Source organism: Blastococcus saxobsidens (assembly GCF_002938435.1).
In the GTDB taxonomy this organism is placed as follows: domain Bacteria; phylum Actinomycetota; class Actinomycetes; order Mycobacteriales; family Geodermatophilaceae; genus Blastococcus; species Blastococcus saxobsidens.
Genome location: NZ_POQT01000007.1, coordinates 112361 through 129518 on the forward strand (window position 1 = coordinate 112361; position 17158 = coordinate 129518).

At 75.2% G+C, this 17158-nt stretch carries 19 protein-coding genes; 5 read left to right on the plus strand and 14 right to left on the minus strand.

Translation table 11 applies throughout. The features are described from left to right. Positions 1–79 precede the first annotated feature (79 nt). Positions 80–478, plus strand: coding sequence for a DUF5319 family protein (locus tag C5507_RS06470; protein ID WP_104527773.1), 399 nt, complete (start codon positions 80–82; stop codon positions 476–478). Positions 479–682: 204 nt separating this feature from the next. On the opposite strand, the gene C5507_RS06475 is transcribed toward C5507_RS06470, so the two are convergent. Continuing rightward, entirely contained in the window at positions 683–1399 is a 717-nt protein-coding gene (locus C5507_RS06475; protein ID WP_104527702.1) for a helix-turn-helix transcriptional regulator, read from the minus strand. 360 nt (positions 1400–1759) lie between these two features. Here C5507_RS06475 and C5507_RS06480 point away from each other — a divergent pair, with 360 nt between their 5' ends. Beyond that, entirely contained in the window at positions 1760–2059 is a 300-nt protein-coding gene (locus C5507_RS06480) for a WhiB family transcriptional regulator (RefSeq protein WP_104527703.1), read from the plus strand. A 174-nt stretch (positions 2060–2233) separates the two neighbouring features. Here the strand turns inward: C5507_RS06480 and groL are convergent, their stop codons facing one another. Together groL and groES are read right to left on the minus strand one after the other, a co-directional pair. Then, entirely contained in the window at positions 2234–3880 is a 1647-nt protein-coding gene (gene groL / locus C5507_RS06485) for a chaperonin GroEL (RefSeq protein ID WP_104527704.1), read from the minus strand. Between the two features lie 116 nt (positions 3881–3996). Then, positions 3997–4305, minus strand: coding sequence for a co-chaperone GroES (groES, locus tag C5507_RS06490; protein ID WP_014377938.1), 309 nt, complete (start codon positions 4303–4305; stop codon positions 3997–3999). A 196-nt stretch (positions 4306–4501) separates the two neighbouring features. Between groES and C5507_RS06495 the strand changes: the two genes are divergently transcribed. Continuing rightward, complete coding sequence (locus C5507_RS06495; RefSeq protein WP_104527774.1) at positions 4502–5743, plus strand: class I SAM-dependent methyltransferase; 1242 nt, start codon at positions 4502–4504, stop codon at positions 5741–5743. Between the two features lie 74 nt (positions 5744–5817). Here the strand turns inward: C5507_RS06495 and tsaD are convergent, their stop codons facing one another. The 4 genes from tsaD to C5507_RS06515 all read right to left on the minus strand — a co-directional run bounded on the left by tsaD (position 5818) and on the right by C5507_RS06515 (position 8547). Further along, the gene (gene tsaD, locus C5507_RS06500; RefSeq protein ID WP_104527705.1) at positions 5818–6852 is read right to left on the minus strand and encodes a tRNA (adenosine(37)-N6)-threonylcarbamoyltransferase complex transferase subunit TsaD; all 1035 of its coding nucleotides are present in this window, start codon (positions 6850–6852) and stop codon (positions 5818–5820) included. 67 nt (positions 6853–6919) lie between these two features. Then, positions 6920–7354, minus strand: a complete 435-nt coding sequence (rimI, locus tag C5507_RS06505) for a ribosomal protein S18-alanine N-acetyltransferase (RefSeq protein ID WP_104527775.1) — start codon at positions 7352–7354, stop codon at positions 6920–6922. A gap of 14 nt (positions 7355–7368) precedes the next feature. Next, entirely contained in the window at positions 7369–8004 is a 636-nt protein-coding gene (gene tsaB, locus C5507_RS06510) for a tRNA (adenosine(37)-N6)-threonylcarbamoyltransferase complex dimerization subunit type 1 TsaB (RefSeq protein ID WP_104527706.1), read from the minus strand. Positions 8005–8010: 6 nt separating this feature from the next. Continuing rightward, positions 8011–8547 (minus strand): GNAT family N-acetyltransferase, encoded by a 537-nt coding sequence (locus C5507_RS06515; RefSeq protein ID WP_207225840.1) that lies wholly within the window; start codon positions 8545–8547, stop codon positions 8011–8013. A gap of 103 nt (positions 8548–8650) precedes the next feature. Between C5507_RS06515 and C5507_RS06520 the strand changes: the two genes are divergently transcribed. Further along, positions 8651–9049, plus strand: a complete 399-nt coding sequence (locus tag C5507_RS06520; RefSeq protein WP_104527708.1) for a GtrA family protein — start codon at positions 8651–8653, stop codon at positions 9047–9049. 8 nt (positions 9050–9057) lie between these two features. On the opposite strand, the gene tsaE is transcribed toward C5507_RS06520, so the two are convergent. Together tsaE and C5507_RS06530 are read right to left on the minus strand one after the other, a co-directional pair. Beyond that, a complete protein-coding gene (gene tsaE, locus C5507_RS06525; protein WP_104527709.1) occupies positions 9058–9504 on the minus strand; it encodes a tRNA (adenosine(37)-N6)-threonylcarbamoyltransferase complex ATPase subunit type 1 TsaE in 447 nt (148 codons plus the stop codon). Beyond that, complete coding sequence (locus C5507_RS06530; protein WP_104527710.1) at positions 9501–10148, minus strand: uracil-DNA glycosylase; 648 nt, start codon at positions 10146–10148, stop codon at positions 9501–9503. The genes tsaE and C5507_RS06530 overlap by 4 nt, the downstream gene beginning before the upstream one ends. Positions 10149–10170: 22 nt before the next feature. Between C5507_RS06530 and C5507_RS06535 the strand changes: the two genes are divergently transcribed. Continuing rightward, positions 10171–10878, plus strand: a complete 708-nt coding sequence (locus C5507_RS06535; protein WP_104527711.1) for a TIGR04222 domain-containing membrane protein — start codon at positions 10171–10173, stop codon at positions 10876–10878. Positions 10879–10887: 9 nt separating this feature from the next. Here C5507_RS06535 and C5507_RS06540 read toward each other — a convergent pair whose 3' ends face one another. The 5 genes from C5507_RS06540 to glmS form a co-directional block, all read right to left on the minus strand. Then, entirely contained in the window at positions 10888–12075 is a 1188-nt protein-coding gene (locus C5507_RS06540) for an alpha/beta fold hydrolase (protein WP_104527712.1), read from the minus strand. Then, positions 12075–13214: an alanine racemase gene (alr, locus tag C5507_RS06545; RefSeq protein WP_104527713.1), complete on the minus strand. Its 1140-nt coding sequence runs from the start codon at positions 13212–13214 to the stop codon at positions 12075–12077. The genes C5507_RS06540 and alr overlap by 1 nt, the downstream gene beginning before the upstream one ends. After that, positions 13211–14677: an NAD(P)H-hydrate dehydratase gene (locus C5507_RS06550; RefSeq protein ID WP_207225842.1), complete on the minus strand. Its 1467-nt coding sequence runs from the start codon at positions 14675–14677 to the stop codon at positions 13211–13213. The genes alr and C5507_RS06550 overlap by 4 nt, the downstream gene beginning before the upstream one ends. 76 nt (positions 14678–14753) lie before the next feature. Next, entirely contained in the window at positions 14754–15140 is a 387-nt protein-coding gene (locus tag C5507_RS06555; RefSeq protein WP_104527714.1) for a holo-ACP synthase, read from the minus strand. 131 nt (positions 15141–15271) lie between these two features. After that, positions 15272–17149 carry a glutamine--fructose-6-phosphate transaminase (isomerizing) gene (gene glmS, locus C5507_RS06560; protein ID WP_104527715.1) on the minus strand — a complete coding sequence of 626 codons (1878 nt, stop codon included), beginning with the start codon at positions 17147–17149 and terminating at the stop codon, positions 15272–15274. Positions 17150–17158: the final 9 nt, after the last annotated feature.

Genomic DNA, 17158 nt, shown 5'->3' on the forward strand with positions numbered 1-17158 from the left:
GCGCGGGAGACCACCTCTGATCCTAGGCGGCAGCAGAACAGGGGCGGTGTCCCGGCTGTTCGGCGGCTACCGTGGGGGTGTGTCCCCGTTCGATGACGCCCTCGGGCCGGACTTCGGTTCGGCCGACAGTCCCGCTCCCCCGCCGCTCACGATGGAGGAGCGCGCCGGGGTGCTCGACGACCTCGCCGAGCTCGAGGTGTTCCGCACCCTCCTGGAGCCCACGGGCATCAAGGGCATCGTCGTGGACTGCCCCGACTGCGAGGAGGAGCACCACGTCGACTGGGCGTTGATGCAGGCGAACCTGCGCCAGCTGCTCGACGAGGGGCAGACCGGCCGGCACGAGCCGCCGTTCGACCCGAACCCCGACGACTACGTCAGCTGGGACTACGCCAGCGGCTACGCCGACGGCATCGCCGCCCTCGCGGAGCGGGACGAGCCAAGCGGCCGGCCGACCGGCAAGCACGCCCGCGACGACTGAGCGAGGCGCCGAAGCGCCTGGATACGCATGGTGGCGGTTGTCCGGGTCGGATAACCGCCACCATGCGTATGCCGGCGAAAGTCGCGAGCCCGGTCAGGCCGAGTGGGGCCCGGGGGGTCCCTCGCACGTCTGACGGACACGCTCAGCGCTGCAGGGGAACGGCACCTGCCCGCGGTGCGATCCGGAGGATCGCCGTGTCATACCTCAGGTCATGATGCCGCGGCGGAAGCCCGTCGCAACGGCCTCGGCACGATCCTTCGCGCCCAGCTTGCGGAAGAGCCGCCGGGCGTGGGTCTTGATGGTGTCCTCGGACAGGTAGAGCTCCCGGCCGATCTGGGCGTTGCTCTTGCCCTGGCTCATGCCGGTGAGCACCTGCATCTCGCGCATCGACAGGGCGACCGTCGGGGCGGCGTCGCGGACGGTCGAGCGCACCGTGGTGGGCGCGGAGCCCGCCAGCGGGGCCGCACCGCTCCACGCCGGCACCGGCTGGGGCAGCTGCTGCTGCGGGATGCGGGCACCGTCGGCACGCAGGCCGACGCGGGACAGTCCCAGGCCCATCTCGATCGCACTGGCGTCCCAGCGGAGGTAGCCGCGGGCACCGAAGGCCACGGCGGCCCGGACGCTCTCGGCGTCGTCGGGGGCGCCGAGCACCAGCACCGGCAGACCGGGGTGGCTGCGCAGCGCCTGGGTGGCGGCCGACAGGCCGGTGTCGACGGCCCGCTGGGTGCCGACCACCAGGACGTCGGGGGTGCGGGTGGCCAGCCGGGACATCAGCGACTGACCGTCGCCCACGACCTCGACCCGGCCGACGAAGGGCAGTGCGACCAGCCGCGAGGCGACGTCGTCACGGACCCGACGTCGCTCGTCGTACACCCACACGGTCGCGCCGTGCACCGGGGCACGCATCCTGTCCTCGATCACGCCTGCTCCTCGCTTCTCCGGCCGACGGCCGGGTCCCCCGACCGGCCGGGATGACCCCGACCGGGTGTCGCTCGGGTGGAGGACTCCCACCCGGGGAGCCCTCCACCTCGTCGCGGGTCGCGAGACGTGCCGGGTAACTCCCCCACCAGGGACGTCGGCGCGACCTGCAGCCACCTTGATCGACTCGTGGGGGGTTCGACAGACGCCCTCACTCCCGGGGGTGAGCGCCCCCGAACGGTGGCGGGGCAGCACACACGGGTGAAAGTTGCGAATCGGCCGTGTTTGACCAGGGGACGCCACGGGCACCGGCCCCTTGCAGCCGGACAGCCCTTCTCCGGCTCATAGAGTCCTGGAGGAGACATGGCCGACATCCGCAGACTCCCGACGCCCGTGGCGGAGGTCTGGGACTGGCAGCTCCACGGCGCCTGCCGTGGCGAGAACACGTCCCTCTTCTTCCACCCGGACGGCGAGCGTGGTCCGGCCCGGGCGCGGCGGCAGACCGCCGCCAAGGCCGTCTGTGCACGGTGCCCCGTGGTGGAAGCCTGCCTGAAGCACGCACTGGCCGTCCGCGAGCCCTACGGGGTCTGGGGCGGCATGAGCGAGGAGGAGCGCGCCCGGCTGATCGCCGCGGAGCCCGCCGCCGTCGCCGCCGGGGTGTAACGCCCCGGAACGCCGAGAGGGCCCGGTCCAGGATTCCTGGACCGGGCCCTCTCGCGTGTGCGCCGTCGCCGTCTCGCGCGCCGGGGTCCTGGCTCACCGCACGGGGTCCTGGCTCACCGTCGACGGTGAGCCAGGACCCTCGGGGATCAGGTCACCTGATCACCGGGGCGCGGCTCAGTGGCTGTGGCCGTGCCCGCCGTGCGAGTGGCCGTGGGTGTGGTGCCCGCCGGCGCCGTGGTCGTGGTCGACCTCGGGCGCCTCGACGACCGCCGAGTCGGTGGTCAGGACCATCGCCGCGATCGACACGGCGTTGCCCAGCGCGGCCTTGGTGACCTTGACCGGGTCGATGACGCCCTGGCCGGCCAGGTCGCCGTACTCGCCGGTGGCGGCGTTGAAGCCCTGACCGGCGCCGGCCTCGCGGATCTTGGCCACGACGACGCGGCCCTCGAAGCCGGCGTTCTCGGCGATCTGCACCGCGGGGGCGTCCAGCGCGACCCGCACCGCGCGGGCACCGGTCAGCTCGTCGCCCTGCAGGTCCAGCGCGTCGACCGCCGCGGCGGCGTGCACCAGCGCCGAGCCGCCGCCGGGGATGACCCCCTCCTCGACCGCCGCGCGGGTGGCCGCGATGGCGTCCTCGATGCGGTGCTTGCGCTCCTTGAGCTCGACCTCGGTGGCCGCGCCGACCCGGATGACGCCGATGCCGCCGGCGAGCTTCGCCAGCCGCTCCTGCAGCTTCTCGCGGTCCCAGTCGGAGTCGGTCGCCTCGATCTCGCGGCGGATCTGCGCCACGCGGTCGCCGATGGCCTCCGACGTGCCGCCGCCGTCGACGATCGTGGTGGCGTCCTTGGTGACGGTCACCCGGCGGGCGGTGCCGAGCACCTCGAGGCCGACCTGGTCGAGCTTGAGCCCGACGTCCTCGGTGACGACCTGCCCACCGGTGACGACGGCGAGGTCGGTCATGAAGGCCTTGCGGCGGTCGCCGAAGAACGGCGACTTCACCGCGACGACCTTGATCGTCTTGCGGATGGAGTTCACGACCAGGGTCGAGAGCGCCTCGCCCTCGACGTCCTCGGCGACGATCAGCAGCGGGCGACTGCCGGTCGAGAGCACCTTCTCCAGCAGCGGGAGGAGCTCGGCCAGGGCGCCGACCTTGCCGCTGACCAGCAGCACCAGGGCGTCGTCCAGGACGGCCTCCATGGCCTCCTGGTCGGTGACGAAGTACGGCGAGAGGTAGCCCTTGTCGAACTGGAGCCCCTCGGTGACGTCCAGCTCGGTGTTGAGGGTGTTGCTCTCCTCGACGGTGATGACGCCGTCCTTGCCGACGCGCTCCATCGCCTCGCCGATCAGGTCGCCGACCTCGGCGTCCTGCGCGGAGATCGTGGCGACCTCGGCGATGGCGTCGCGCTTCTCCACCGGGATGGCGGCGGCGTCGAGCGCGGCGTGCACCGCGTCGACGGCGGCACGCATGCCCCGGCCCAGCGCCATCGGGTTGGCACCGGCGGCGACGTTGCGCATGCCCTCGTGCACGAGCGCCTGGGCCAGCACCGTGGCGGTGGTGGTGCCGTCACCGGCGACGTCGTTGGTCTTGGTCGCGACGCTCTTGGCCAGCTGCGCGCCGAGGTTCTCGTACGGGTCGTCGAGCTCGACCTCGCGGGCGATCGTGACGCCGTCGTTGGTGATGGTCGGCGCGCCGAACTTCTTGTCCAGGACGACGTTGCGGCCGCGCGGGCCGATCGTCACGCGGACCGCGTCGGCGAGCTTGTCGACGCCGCGCTCGAGGGCCCGACGGGCGTCCTCGTTGAACTTGATGATCTTGGCCATGCCAGGACCTCTCTCAGAGGTTGTGCAGGGGTGGGACGACGACCGCCCCGGGACCCGGTGAAAGTCGGGTCGCCGGGGCGGTCGGGTGGCTCGTCAGAGCCGGGGTAGCGGAGAGGTCACTTCTCCACGACGGCGAGCAGGTCGCGGGCGGAGAGCACGAGGTACTCCTCGCCGGCGTACTTGACCTCGGTGCCGCCGTACTTCGAGTAGATGACCACGTCACCGACGTTCACGTCGAGCGGAACGCGGTTGCCGTTGTCGTCGATGCGGCCGGGGCCGACGGCGACGACGGTGCCCTCCTGGGGCTTCTCCTTGGCGGTGTCCGGGATGACCAGACCGGAGGCGGTGGTGGTCTCGGCCTCGTTGGCCTGGACCACGACGCGGTCCTCCAGCGGCTTGATGCTGACCTTGGTAGCGGTCGTCACGTCGGTGACGCCCCCTTCGGTGTAGGACGGCAGGGATATCGATGCTGTGGCACGGGATCCGGGCACCCGCCGTCGCGGGGGTCGGGCGCCAGCCCGTGTCGCTTTGGCACTCTACCTATGAGAGTGCCAGCTGCTCAACCTGGTCCCCGGGGTGGGTGACGACCCGCCGCCCGGACCGGTGCGCGAGGCTGTGCCGGTGGACCCGGAATCCGAGCAGCAGGCCGCCGAGACGGTGCGCCAGCTGCGCGCCCTGGCGACGCCGGAGGGCGCGGTGGCGCTGGACCGGGCGCTGGCGCTGCTCGACGCGGGGACCGACCCGGTGGCGGCGCTGACCCGGCTGCGCAGCGAGGCCGGCACGGACCTGGCCGGACCGGCGTGGGGCATCGCGCGCCAGCGGCAGCGGGCGCGGGCGACGTTCGGGCCGGACGCCGAACGGATGCTGTTCACCTCCGACGCCCTGGAGCAGGCCGGACGTCCGGAGCTCGCCGCCCGGCGCGCTGCCCGGCTGCTGGCCGGCGGGGCCGACTCCGTCGCCGACCTCGGCTGCGCGGCGGGCACCGACACGATCGCGCTCGCCCGGGCCGGCGCCCGCGTGCTGGCGGTCGACGTGGACCCCGTCGCCCGCGAGCTGACGGCGACGAACGTCGAGGCCCTGGGCGTCGCGGACGACGTGTGGGTGGTCGCGGGCGACGCCGTGGAGCTCGTCGCGGCGGCCCGCGGCGGCGAGGTGGCCGGCTGCGGCGCCGCCGTGCTGGACCCCGCCCGTCGGGCCGGCGGCAAGCGGCAGCTGGACCCCGACCGCTGGTCGCCGCCGTGGTCGACCGTCGTGGAGCTGCTCGCGAAGGTGCCGACGTCGGTGGTGAAGGTGGCGCCCGGGCTGGACCACGACCGGGCGCCGGCGGGGATCGAGGCGGAGTGGGTGTCGGTCGGCGGCTTCATCGTCGAGGCGCTGCTCTGGGGCCCGGCGGTCGCGACCACCTGGCGGCGGGCGACCGTCGTCCGGGGCGGGGAGGTGCACGAGCTGACCGCCGACGCCGATCCCGGTCCGGCGACGGCCGGGCCGGTGCGGTCCTGGCTGCACGAACCCGACCCCGCGGTCATCCGCTCGGGCCTGGTCTCGCTGGCGGCCGACGAGCTCGGCGCCACCCTGGTGGACCCGACGATCGCCTACCTGAGCTCCGACGCCGCGGCGGACAGCCCGTGGGTCAGGTCCTACCGGGTCGACGAAGTCCTGCCGTTCAACCTCAAGAAGCTCAGGGCGCTGCTGCGCTCGCGCGGCATCGGCCGCGTGGTCGTCAAGAAGCGCGGTTCGGCGATCGAGCCGGAGACGCTCGCCCGCCAGCTGCGCACCGATGCCCGGGGCACCGCGACCGTCGTCGTCACCCGGGTGGCCGGCGCCCCCACCGCGCTGGTCTGCGACGTCAGCCTCCCCGGCTGAATCGCCGAGATCGCGTGATCTCGACACATCAGAGCCGCTGGAGCGCCGAGATCGCGCGATCTCGGCGGGAGGCCTCAGCGGCTGACGACGTCGATCGGCAGCGAGCTGTCGGCACCCAGGTCCGGCTCCGACGGCGCGACCCCGGCCGCGACCAGCCGGGACCCAAGGGCCGCCACCATCGCGCCGTTGTCGGTGCAGAGCTTGGGGCTCGGCACCCGCAGCACGATGCCGGCCGCGGCGCACCGCTCCTCGGCCAGGGCGCGCAACCGCGAGTTGGCCGCCACTCCCCCGCCCAGCACCAGGTGGTCGACGCCGTGGTCCCGGCAGGCGCGCACCGCCTTGGCGGTGAGCACGTCGGCGACCGCCTCCTGGAACGAGGCGGCGACGTCGGCCACCGGCACCGGCTCCCCCGCCCGCTCGCGGGCCTCGATCCAGCGGGCGACGGCGGTCTTCAGCCCGGAGAACGAGAAGTCGTAGGCGGGGTCGCGCGGCCCGGTGAGCCCGCGTGGGAAGGCGATCGCGCCCGGGTCGCCGTCGCGGGCGGCCCGGTCGATCGGCGGCCCGCCGGGGAACGGCAGCCCCAGCACGCGGGCGACCTTGTCGAAGGCCTCCCCCGCGGCGTCGTCGATGGTGCGGCCCAGCGACTGCACCTCCTGCGCGAGGTCGGGCACGAGCAGCAGGGAGCTGTGGCCGCCCGACACGAGCATCGCGATCGACGGTTCGGCCAGCGGCCCGTGCTGCAGCTCGTCGACGGCGACGTGCGCGGCCAGGTGGTTGACCCCGTAGAGCGGCTTGTCCAGGGCCAGCGCGTAGGCCTTGGCCGCGGCCACGCCGACCAGCAGGGCGCCGGTCAGGCCCGGACCGCTCGTCACCGCCACCGCGTCGACGTCGGAGGCGCTGATGCCGGCGTCGGCCAGCGCCCGGTGCACGGTGGGCACCATCGCCTCCAGGTGCGCCCGGGAGGCGATCTCCGGGACGACCCCGCCGAAGCGCTCGTGCTCCGCCATCGAGGTGGCCAGGGCGTCGGCGAGCAGCGTGTGCCCGCGGACGATGCCCACACCGGTCTCGTCGCACGAGGTCTCGAACCCGATGACCAGCGGCTCGCTCACGGCTTCTCCCTGCTCCCGGTCGCTCCCACGGGGCGCTCCGCTCCTCGCTCGTTCCTCGCTGCGATGCTCACGCCCCTGTCCGCTCCCGTTTCATCACCACGGCGTCGGTACCGCTCGGTTGGTAGTACTTCGGGCGCCGGCCGATCTCGGCGAACCCGCGCCGCCGGTACAGCTCCTGGGCCCGCTCGTTGTCCGCCCGCACCTCGAGCAGCACCACCGGGCTGCCGCGCCGGTCTGCCTCGGCCAGCAGTGCGTCGAGCAGCAGCGCCCCCATGCCCTGCCCCTGCCGCGCGCCCGTCACGCCGATCGTGGCCACGTGCGCCTCGTCGTCGTAGGCGATCAGGCCGGCGTACCCGACGACCGCGCCGCCGTCGTCGGCCACCAGGTAGTGCCGGGTGCGGGTCTGCGCGAGCTCGTCGCGGTACATCGCCGCCGTCCAGGTGTCGGGGGCGAAGAGCTCCTCCTCCAGCAGCATGACCGCGGGGAGGTCGGCGAGCGTCATCGGCCGCAGCCGGGTCACTGCGTCACGGCCTTGATCGACGTCGGCGGCACGGCGTCGGGCCGGCGCAGGTACAGCGGCACCAGCGGTCCGGCGGAGGACGGGTCGGCCAGCTGCGGGGTGGCCGCGCGGAGCAGGCCCGCGGTCGTGACGTCGGCCGGGACGACGTCGGCACCCAGCCGGGCGGCGAACGCCGGGTCGCCGGTGAACGGGCCGGGCAGCCCGAGCTCCTCCGGCCGGACCACCGCCGGGCCGTCGGTGCGCGAGCCGTCGGCGGCGTAGGCGGCCCAGTAGACCTCCTTGCGCCGGGCGTCGGTGACGACCGTGCGCGCTCCCGACCCGACCGCGTCCAGCGAGCAGACGCCGACCACGGGCAGCCCGCGGGCGTCGGCGATCGCCGCCGCGGTGACCACGCCCACCCGCAGCCCGGTGAAGGGGCCGGGACCGAGCCCGGTGACGACGGCCTCCACGTCGGCGAGCGCCACCCCCGCGTCGGCGAGCGCGCCCCGGATGGCCGGCGTCAGCAGCTCGGCGTGCTTCGTGCCGGAGGGAACCGCACGCTCGGCGAGCACCTCCGTGCCGCCGCCCGGCGTCCAGCGCGCCAGCCCGGCGACGAGCGTCGGGGTGGCGGTGTCGAGCGCGAGGACCAGCACGACCGGTCAGCCTAGGCGAGTGCCGGCCGCCACCTCGTACACGATCTCCAGGCCGTCCTCCTCGTCGATCTGCTCGCCGACCACCACGAACCCCTCGCCGAGCACGAGGTCGCGGGACACGACGTTGTCGGGGGCGATGCTGGCGCGGACGGTGGTGACGGCGGGCTCGGCGGCCGCGCGGGCCAGCATCGCCCGCAGCGCCGCCCGGGCGTACCCCTGCCGGCGCTGCGCGGAGTCGATCGAGTAGCCGACCTCGACCATGCCCGAGGCGTCCGGTGGGCCGTGGAAGCCGGCCTTGCCGACCGCCAGCCGGCGGTCCGGGTCCCAGACCACCCCGGTGATCCAGTCCGCGCTGGGCGGGTCGACCAGCACCTGCACGGCCCGGATGGCCCACACCGGCCGGCACTCCTCGCCCACGAGGTACGCGCTCAGCGGCACCGGCGCGCCGGCCTCGGCGGCGGCCCGGTCGCCGTCGGCGAGGGCGCGCAAGGTCCCCGGGTCCAGCCGGACCAGCTCCACCCGCGGACCGCTGCCTTCGCTCACCGCGGCAGGCTAACCGGGGCGCCCTCCGGCCGCCCGCCGCACGGGCAGTGATACTCCGGCGGACCCCGGCGGCCGCGCCGGGGCCGACGCGGGAGGACGGCCGATGGCGCGGGAGGCCGGGGACGGACTGCTCCGGCAGCTGCTGCGCTTCGGCGTCGTGGGCGGGTTCAGCGCCCTCGTGGACCTCGCCGTCTACACCGTGGGCCTGCACCTGGGGCTGCCCACGTACGCGGCGCGGACGCTGAGCTTCGCCGCCGGCACCACCACCGCGTACGCCCTCAACCGCCGGTGGGCCTTCCGGGCGACCGGCGGCAGGCGCCGGGCGGCGGGCTTCGCCGTCCTCTACGGCACGACCTTCGTGGTCATCCTGGCGACCAACGCCCTCTCCCTCGCGCTGCTGCCCGGCAGCTCCTGGCGGGTGACGCTCGCCTGGGCGCTCTCCCAGGGTCTGGGCACCGCGATCAACTTCGTGCTGCTCCGCCGGGTGGTCTTCCGCCACTGACCCGGCCCTCAGCCCAGCCGCTGCTCCCAGCCGGGGCCGTGCGGCACGAGCACGGCGGTGCGGACGTCGTCGTCGCGCCGGTCCAGGCGCACCTCGAGGTGCTCGTCGGCCAGCTGCTCGACCAGGCCCTGCCCCCACTCGGCCACCGTCACCGACTCCTCGGTGGACGCGTCGAGATCCAGGTCGTCGACGTCGGCGTGCCCGCCCAGCCGGTAGGCGTCGACGTGCACCAGCGGGATGCGGCCGTCGCGGTGCACGCGGGCGATGACGAACGTCGGCGAGGTGACCGGCTCCCGCACGCCGAGCCCGGCGCCGATGCCCTGGGTGAGCGCCGTCTTGCCCGCGCCCAGCGGGCCGACCAGCACGACGAGGTCGCCGGGCTCGACGAGGGCGGCCAGCTCCCGGCCGAGGGCGTGCGTGTCGGCCAGGGTGGCCAGCACGTGCTCCCGCCTCACCGCGTCTCCCGGGCGCCGACCATGGTCGCCACGTGGCGGAGGTCGGCGGCCAGCGCGGCCCGCGGCGCACCGTTCGGGCCGAACCGGATGGCCGCCGACGGGTGGTAGGTCACGTACAGGCCGCGGCCCTCCCACTCCACGGGGCCGGCCTCCCGTGCCCGGGCGAGCACGGTGCGCGGGCCCAGGAACCACTTCGCGGCCGAGAGCCCGAGGGCGACCACCGCCGGCGGGTCGAGCAGTTCCAGCTGCCGCCGCAGCCAGCCGCTGCAGCGGCCCACCTCGTCGGCCCTCGGCGTCCGGTTCCCCGGCGGGCGGCACTTCACCACGTTGAGCACGGCGGTCCGCCCGCGGTCCAGCCCGGCCTCCCCGAGGAGCAGGTCGAGCAGCGCGCCGGACTTCCCGACGAACGGCCGGCCGGTCTCGTCCTCCGTCGCCCCCGGGGCCTCCCCGACGATCGCCACGAGCGGACGCCCGGTCACCGGCACGTCCCCGACGACGACGTGCTGCCGGGCCGCCGCGAGCTCCGGGCACGCGACGCAGGAGCGCGCGGTGTCCGCGAGGGTCGCCCAGTCAGGGGCGGCCGCAGCGGCGCGGGCCACCTCGTCGGCGGCCGCGTCGAGCCGGGGCGGACGGGGAGCGGCCACCCCCGCACCCTAACGATGTGCCCTGGGCCTCTTCCGCCAGCACCGGCGGCGTGCGACATTGCGCTCACGACGACCCGGCGTGAAGGGGCTGGTCATGGCCGAGCTGGATCTGTACGAGTTCGCGTTCCTCGCCGGCGGACGGCAGCGCGTCGTCGACACCGCCATCGTCGCCCTCGTCGAATGCGGCCGCTTGCGCGTGCACCCCTCCGGCGAGCTCGCCATGGTCGAGGCGTTCCGCCGGCATCCGGTCGAGGCGGCTGTCCTCGACGCGGTGGGCATGCGCGGGCGCCGGTCGGTCGACACCATCCGCTGGCGGCTGGTGAACGACGACCGGATCACCGGCCTGGCCCGACCGCTCGCAGCGGCCGGACTGCTTCGCCGCCGTCCCCTTCGCGGCCGGGGACAGTGGTGCCCGACGCCGGCCGGCCGAAAGGTCCTCCGCCAGGGACCGTTCGGCGACCGCGCGCTCGACGGGGGCAGCGCGGTCGCGGTCGCGCGGCACGGGCGTGAGTTCATGACCGACACGGCGCTGCGGTCGGCCATCTTCGAGCGGCCCTCGCCGCCACCGCTCGGCGCGGCCGAGATCGGCCGCCGGATCAGGCAGGGCCGCTGGAATCAGGAGAGCGTCGAGCCGGCCTTCCGGGTGCACCAGTCGTACACGGCGCTGGGCGGCGCGATCGGCCTCGGGCTCGGTGACGGCGGCGCCGGTGGTGACGGCGGCGGCGCCTGACTCGCGCCTTCAGCTGCCGGTGCGAACTTCCGCCGCAACCCGGCGGATCAGGCCGGCGAGGGCGTCGCTGACCTCGCCCGGCTCCTCCAGCGGCACCATGTGCCCGGCGCCGGGGACGACGACGTACTCGACCCGGACGTCCTCCGGGCCCCCGAGCCGCTCGACGATGAGCTCGCTGTGCTCCTTGGGGATCATCGTGTCGCGGTCCCCGGTCAGCACCAGGGTGGGCACCGCGCGCAGCGGCTCCAGCGAGCCGGTCTCGTCCAGGCCCGCGAGCGCCGGGTAGAACTCCGCGATCACGTCGACGGGCGTGCCGGCGATCATCGCGTCCACGTAGCGCACCAGCACCGGGTCGACGTCGGCCGAGCCGAACGACAGCGACCGGGTCGCGGCGGACACCAGCTCGGCGGCCAGCCGCCTGGTCCGCTCGGCGAACACGGGCCGGTGCCGCATCGTCCAGGCGGCCACCGGGAGCACGGCGGCGCGCACCCGGGTGAGCATCTCTGGCAGCCCGAAGTTCAGGTCGGCCAGGTTGCCGCTCGACGTCGAGACCAGGGCGGCGCCGACGACGCGGCTGCCGAACAGCTCCGGGTGCAGGGCGGCGAGGCCCATGATCGTCATGCCGCCCATCGAGTGGCCGACGAGGACGACCGGTCCGCGCAGGGCCCGGGCGTCCAGGACCGCGAGCAGGTCGCGGGCGAGCTGGTCGATGGTCGAGTGCTCCGACCTGCCCCGCCCCGAGGCGCCGTGCCCGCGCTGGTCGTAGAAGACCAGCCGCGCGCTCGGCCGGTGCCCGTTCTCCGTGGCCACCTCGGCGGCCAGCGTGCGCCGCTGGAACGCCCAGGAGGCCATCGACAGCGTGTAGCCGTGCACGAAGACGACGGTCAGCGGGGCGTCCCGCGGCCCGATCTCCTCCACGGCGAGGACCACGCCGTCGTCGGCCTGCACCAGCGCGCTCCGGTCGGCGGGCCGGGCCTCGATGCCGAGCGGGTCGACCTGCCGCAGCTGGCCCTCGCTGAGGTTCTCCGGCAGCTCCGCGGCCGGACCGAGCTCGGCGGCGCGCACCCGCCGGGCCGCGATCCGGCTGACGGCGACCCCGGCGGCCGTGCCGGCCGCGGCCAGGCCGAGCAGGCCGCCGATGACGCCGGCCGCGTGCGCCCGCGGGTGCTTGCCGGCGGGCGTGCGGTCGCGCGCCATCAGACGGCCCCCGCGGACCCGGTGTAGCGGCGGGTGAACCGCCCGCCGACCCGGGTGACGAGCTCGTAGTGGATCGTGCCGGTGGCGTCCGCCCACTGCTGGGCGGTCGGCTCCCCGCGGTCGCCGGGGCCCCAGAGCACCACCTCGTCCCCCGGGGACACCGTCGCGTCGCCGACGTCGAGGACGAACTGGTCCATGCAGACCCGCCCGGCGATCGTCCGCTGCGCGCCGGCCGCCAGCACCGGGGCCGAGTTCCCGCCGGCCCGCGGCACGCCGTCGGCGTAACCCACCGGCACCAGGGCGAGCGTGGTCTCGGCGGGTGTGGTGTAGGTGTGCCCGTAGGAGACCCCGGCGCCGGCCCGCACCCGCTTGGTCAGCGCGACCCGGGCCCGCACGGTCATCGCCGGCCGGAGGCCGTGGTCGGCGGCGTCCCCGCCGAGCGGGTCCAGCCCGTAGACGGCGACGCCCGGTCGCACCATGTCGAACCAGGTGTCCGGCAGCGCCACGGTCGCCGCGGAGTTGGCCAGGTGCCGGCGGGCGTCGGTGAGCCCGGCGGCACGGGCGATCGCCACCGCCTCCTCGAACACCCGCACCTGCGCAGCGATCGTGGGGTGGGTGGGCGCGTCGGCGTAGGCCAGGTGGCTCCACAGCCCGACGACGGACACGTCGCCGTCGGCCTGGGCGCGCGCGGCCGCGGCCACCAGCTCCGGCCACTCGGTCATGGGCGCGCCCTCGCGGGAGAGGCCGGTGTCGGCGAACAGGTGCAGCCGCGCGGGGCGGCCGGTCGCGCGGGCGGCGGCGACCACCTCGGCCAGGCCCCAGCCCGCGTTCACCGACACCTCGACGTCGGCGGCCAGCGCGGCGGCGACGTCGGCACCCGGCCCGTTCAGCCAGGCGAGCACCGGGGCGGTCACGCCCGCCGCCCGCAGGGCCAGCGCCTCGGCCAGCACGGCGACCCCGAGCTGGTCCGCGCCGCCGGCCAGCGCCGCGCGCGCCGCCGGCACCAGGCCGTGGCCGTAGCCGTCGGCCTTCACCACCGCCATCAGCGGCCGGCCCACCCGCCCGCGCAGCACCGCGGTGTTCGCCGCGATCGCGTCGAGGTCCACGACCACCTCGGCCCCGGTCCCGTTCGTCGTCACGGCTCCGAGTCTGGCAGGCCGCCGGGGCGGAACCCGCGCACCCGGTTGATCGTCGCGGGCAGGTGGCGGACGAGGTCCCCGGCGACGAAGGGCCCGCCGGCAGCGGCCAGCTGCCCGGCGCGGCCGTGCAGGTGCGCCGCGACGGCGGCCGCCTCGGCCGCGGGCAGGCCGGTGGCCAGCAGCGCGCCGGCGATCCCGGACAGGACGTCACCGGTGCCCGCGGTGGCCAACCACGGGGTGCCGGTGGCGTTGACGAACGCGGTGCCCCCGGGGGCGGCGACGACCGTGGCGTCCCCCTTGAGCAGCACGACCGCGCCGAGGTCGGCGGCCAGCCGGCGGGCGGCGCCGATGCGGTCGGGACCCGGCTCGGCGCCGAAACGGGCGAACTCGCCGTCGTGCGGGGTGAGCACCGTGGGCGCCCGCCGGTCCCGCACGAGCCCGGGCTCGCGGGCGAGCAGGGTCAGCGCGTCGGCGTCGGCGAGCACCGGCAGGTCGGTGGCCAGCACCTCGGCCAGCACCGTGCGGGCGTCGTCGTCGGTGCCCATGCCGGGCCCGACCACCCAGGCCTGCACGCGGCCGGCGTCCGACGGCCGCCCGTCGGTGACGATCGCCTCCGGCCACGCGGCCCGCACGCCGTCGGCCGCCGTGCCCGCGTAGCGGACCAGCCCCGGGCGGGTGCGCAGTGCCGCGCCCGTGCACAGCACCCCGGCGCCGGGATAGGTGGACGATCCGGCGACGACGCCCACGACCCCCTGCGAGTACTTGTCGTCCCCCGCGTCCGGCAGCGGCAGCCGGCCGGCGGCATCGGCGTCGGTGAGCTGCCACGCGCCGGGGACCGGGAGGTGCTCCTCCAGGCCGATCCCGACCAGGTGGACCTCGCCGGCGTGGGCCCGCCCCTCCCCCACGACGAGCCCGGGCTTCACCGCGCCGAAGGTGACGGTGTGCGTGGCCGGGAACGCGGCTCCGGCGACCGCGCCGGTGTCCGCGTCCACCCCGCTGGGCACGTCGACGGCCACCATCAGCGCCGGTCCGGCGGCGGCCCGGTCCACCACGGCGACGGCGTCGGGTCGCAGCCCGCCGGAGCCACCGATCCCGACGATCCCGTCGAGCACGAGGTCGGCCCGGTTTAGGTGCGCCCCGGCCGCGGACGGGTCCACCATGCGGCCACCGGCCCGCACGAGCGCGGCGCGGCCGCCGGCGTGGGCGCGGTCGGGCGCCAGCAGGACGGCGGTGACCCGCACGCCCCGGCGGGCCAGGTGGGCGCCGGCGAAGAGCGCGTCCCCGCCGTTGCCGCCCGCCCCGACGAGGAGGGTCGCGCGAGCACCGTGGGCCCGGCCCAGCAGCCGCAGGCAGACGGTGGCCAGCCCGGTCGCCGCGCGCTGCATGAGGGCGCCGTCCGGCAGGGCCGCCAGCAGCGGCGCCTCGGCTGCGCGGATCTCCGCGGCGGTGAACAGGCCGATCACGAACCCTCCTCGCTGGCGCTCGTCGGATCCGTGATCGGTCGCGATGCTCTGTCCCCGCATGACCTCGCACGCTCGATCACGACGACTCCCGCGCCAGGCCCTCGGCGACGACGACCGCCGAGGCGATCCCGCCGTCATGGCTGAGGGACACGTGCCAGGACGTGACGCCGAGCTGTGCCGCGCGACCGGCGACCGATCCGCGCACCTCCAGGTGCGGCCGGCCGTGGTCGCCGACGGTCACCTCGGCGTCGTGCCAGCGCAGGTCACCGGGGGCGCCGAGCGCCTTCGCCAGCGCCTCCTTGGCGGCGAACCGGGCGGCCAGCGACTCCCCCGTCCGTGGCGCACCCGAGGGCGTCCGCTGCTCGTCGGCGGTGAACAGGCGGTCGCGCAGCCCGGGCGTGCGCTGCAGCGACTGCGCGAACCGTTCCACCGGCACGACATCGATCCCGACCCCGATGATCACCGGGTCAGTCTGCCTGTCGGCCGCCGTCCTGGCTCACCGTCCGGGGTCCTGGCTCACCGTCCGGCGTCCTGGCTCACCGTCGACCGTGAGCCAGGAGCCGCGGTGACCAGGTCACCTGATCATCAGGGAGGTCATTCGACGGTGACGGACTTGGCCAGGTTGCGGGGCTGGTCGACGTCGAACCCGCGGGTGTCGGCGATCTCGCAGGCCAGCACCTGCAGCGGCACGGTGGTGACCACCGGGGCGAGCAGGGTGGGCGTGCGCGGCACCCGGATCAGGTGGTCGGCGTACGGGAGGACGTCGTCGTCGCCCTCCTCGGCGATCACGATCGTCCGGGCCCCGCGGGCGCGGACCTCCTGGATGTTGGAGACGACCTTGCCGTGCACGGAGTTGCGGCTGCGGGGCGACGGGACGATCACCACGACCGGGGTGCCCTGGTCGACGACGGCGATCGGGCCGTGCTTGAGCTCGCCGGCCGCGAAGCCCTCGGCGTGGATGTAGGCCAGCTCCTTGAGCTTGAGCGCCCCCTCCAACGCCACCGGGAAGCCGACGTGGCGACCCAGGAAGAGGATGGTGTCCGCGTCGGCCAACGAGCGGCCGAGCTCCCGCACCGGCTCCATCTGCTCCAGCACCGTGGCGACGGCGCCGGGCAGCGCGCGCAGGTCGTCGACGATCGCGGCGATCTCGTCCTCGTACTTCACCCCGCGGACCTGCGCGAGGAACAGCCCCACCAGGTAGCAGGCCACGATCTGGGCGAGGAACGCCTTGGTCGAGGCGACGGCGATCTCCGGCCCGGCGTGGGTGTAGAGCACCGCGTCGGACTCGCGCGGGATGGTCGACCCGTTGGCGTTGCAGATGGCCAGCACGCGGGCCTTCTGCTCCTTGGCGTGCCGCATCGCCATCAGGGTGTCCATGGTCTCGCCGGACTGGCTGATCACGACGACGAGCGTGGAGCGGTCGAGCACCGGGTCGCGGTAGCGGAACTCGCTGGCCACCTCGACCTCGACGGGGATGCGGGTCCAGTGCTCGATGGCGTACTTGGCGATCAGCCCCGCGTGATAGGAGGTGCCGCAGGAGACCACGAAGATCTTGTCGATGTCGCGCAGCTCCTGGTCCGAGAGGCGCACCTCGTCGAGGACCAGCTCACCGTCCTCGCCCAGTCGGCCGAGCAGGGTGTCGGCGATCGCCTGCGGCTGCTCGGCGATCTCCTTGAGCATGAACCAGTCGTAGCCGCCCTTCTCGGCAGCGGCGGCGTCCCAGTCGACCGTGTAGGCGACCGGCTCGGCCGGCGCGCCGTCGAAGCCGGTGACGGTGAGGCCGCGGGTGCGGTCGATCTCGACGACCTGGTCCTGGCCGAGCTCTCTCGCCTCCTTGGTGTGGCCGATGAAGGCGGCGACGTCGGAGCCCAGGAAGTACTCGGCGGTGCCGTCGGCCGTCTCCCCGACGCCGACGACGAGCGGGCTGCTGCGCCGGGCGGCGACCAGCGTGTCGGGCTCGGCGACGTGCGTGCAGACGAGGGTGAAGGCGCCCTCGAGCCGCCGGCAGACCCGGCGGAGCGCCTCGGCCAGGCGCCCCTCGCCCTCGGGCGTGCTCTCGTAGACCGACGCCAGGAGGTGGGCGACCACCTCGGTGTCGGTCTCGGAGCTGAACTCGACGCCGGCGGTCTCGCACTCGGCCCGCAGCGCGGCGAAGTTCTCGATGATGCCGTTGTGGATCACCGCGACCGCACCGTCGGCGGAGACGTGCGGGTGCGCGTTGCGGTCGGTCGGGCCGCCGTGGGTGGCCCACCGGGTGTGCCCGATGCCGATGGTGGACTCCGGCAGCGGCTGGTCGGCCAGCACCTTCTCCAGGTTGGCCAGCTTGCCGGCCTTCTTCGCGGTGCTCAGCCGCCCGTCGGAGAGGACGGCGATGCCCGCGGAGTCGTAGCCCCGGTACTCCAGCCTGCGGAGGCCCTCCAGGACGACGTCCAACGCGCCCTGCGGACCGACGTAACCCACGATGCCGCACATTGCACCGAG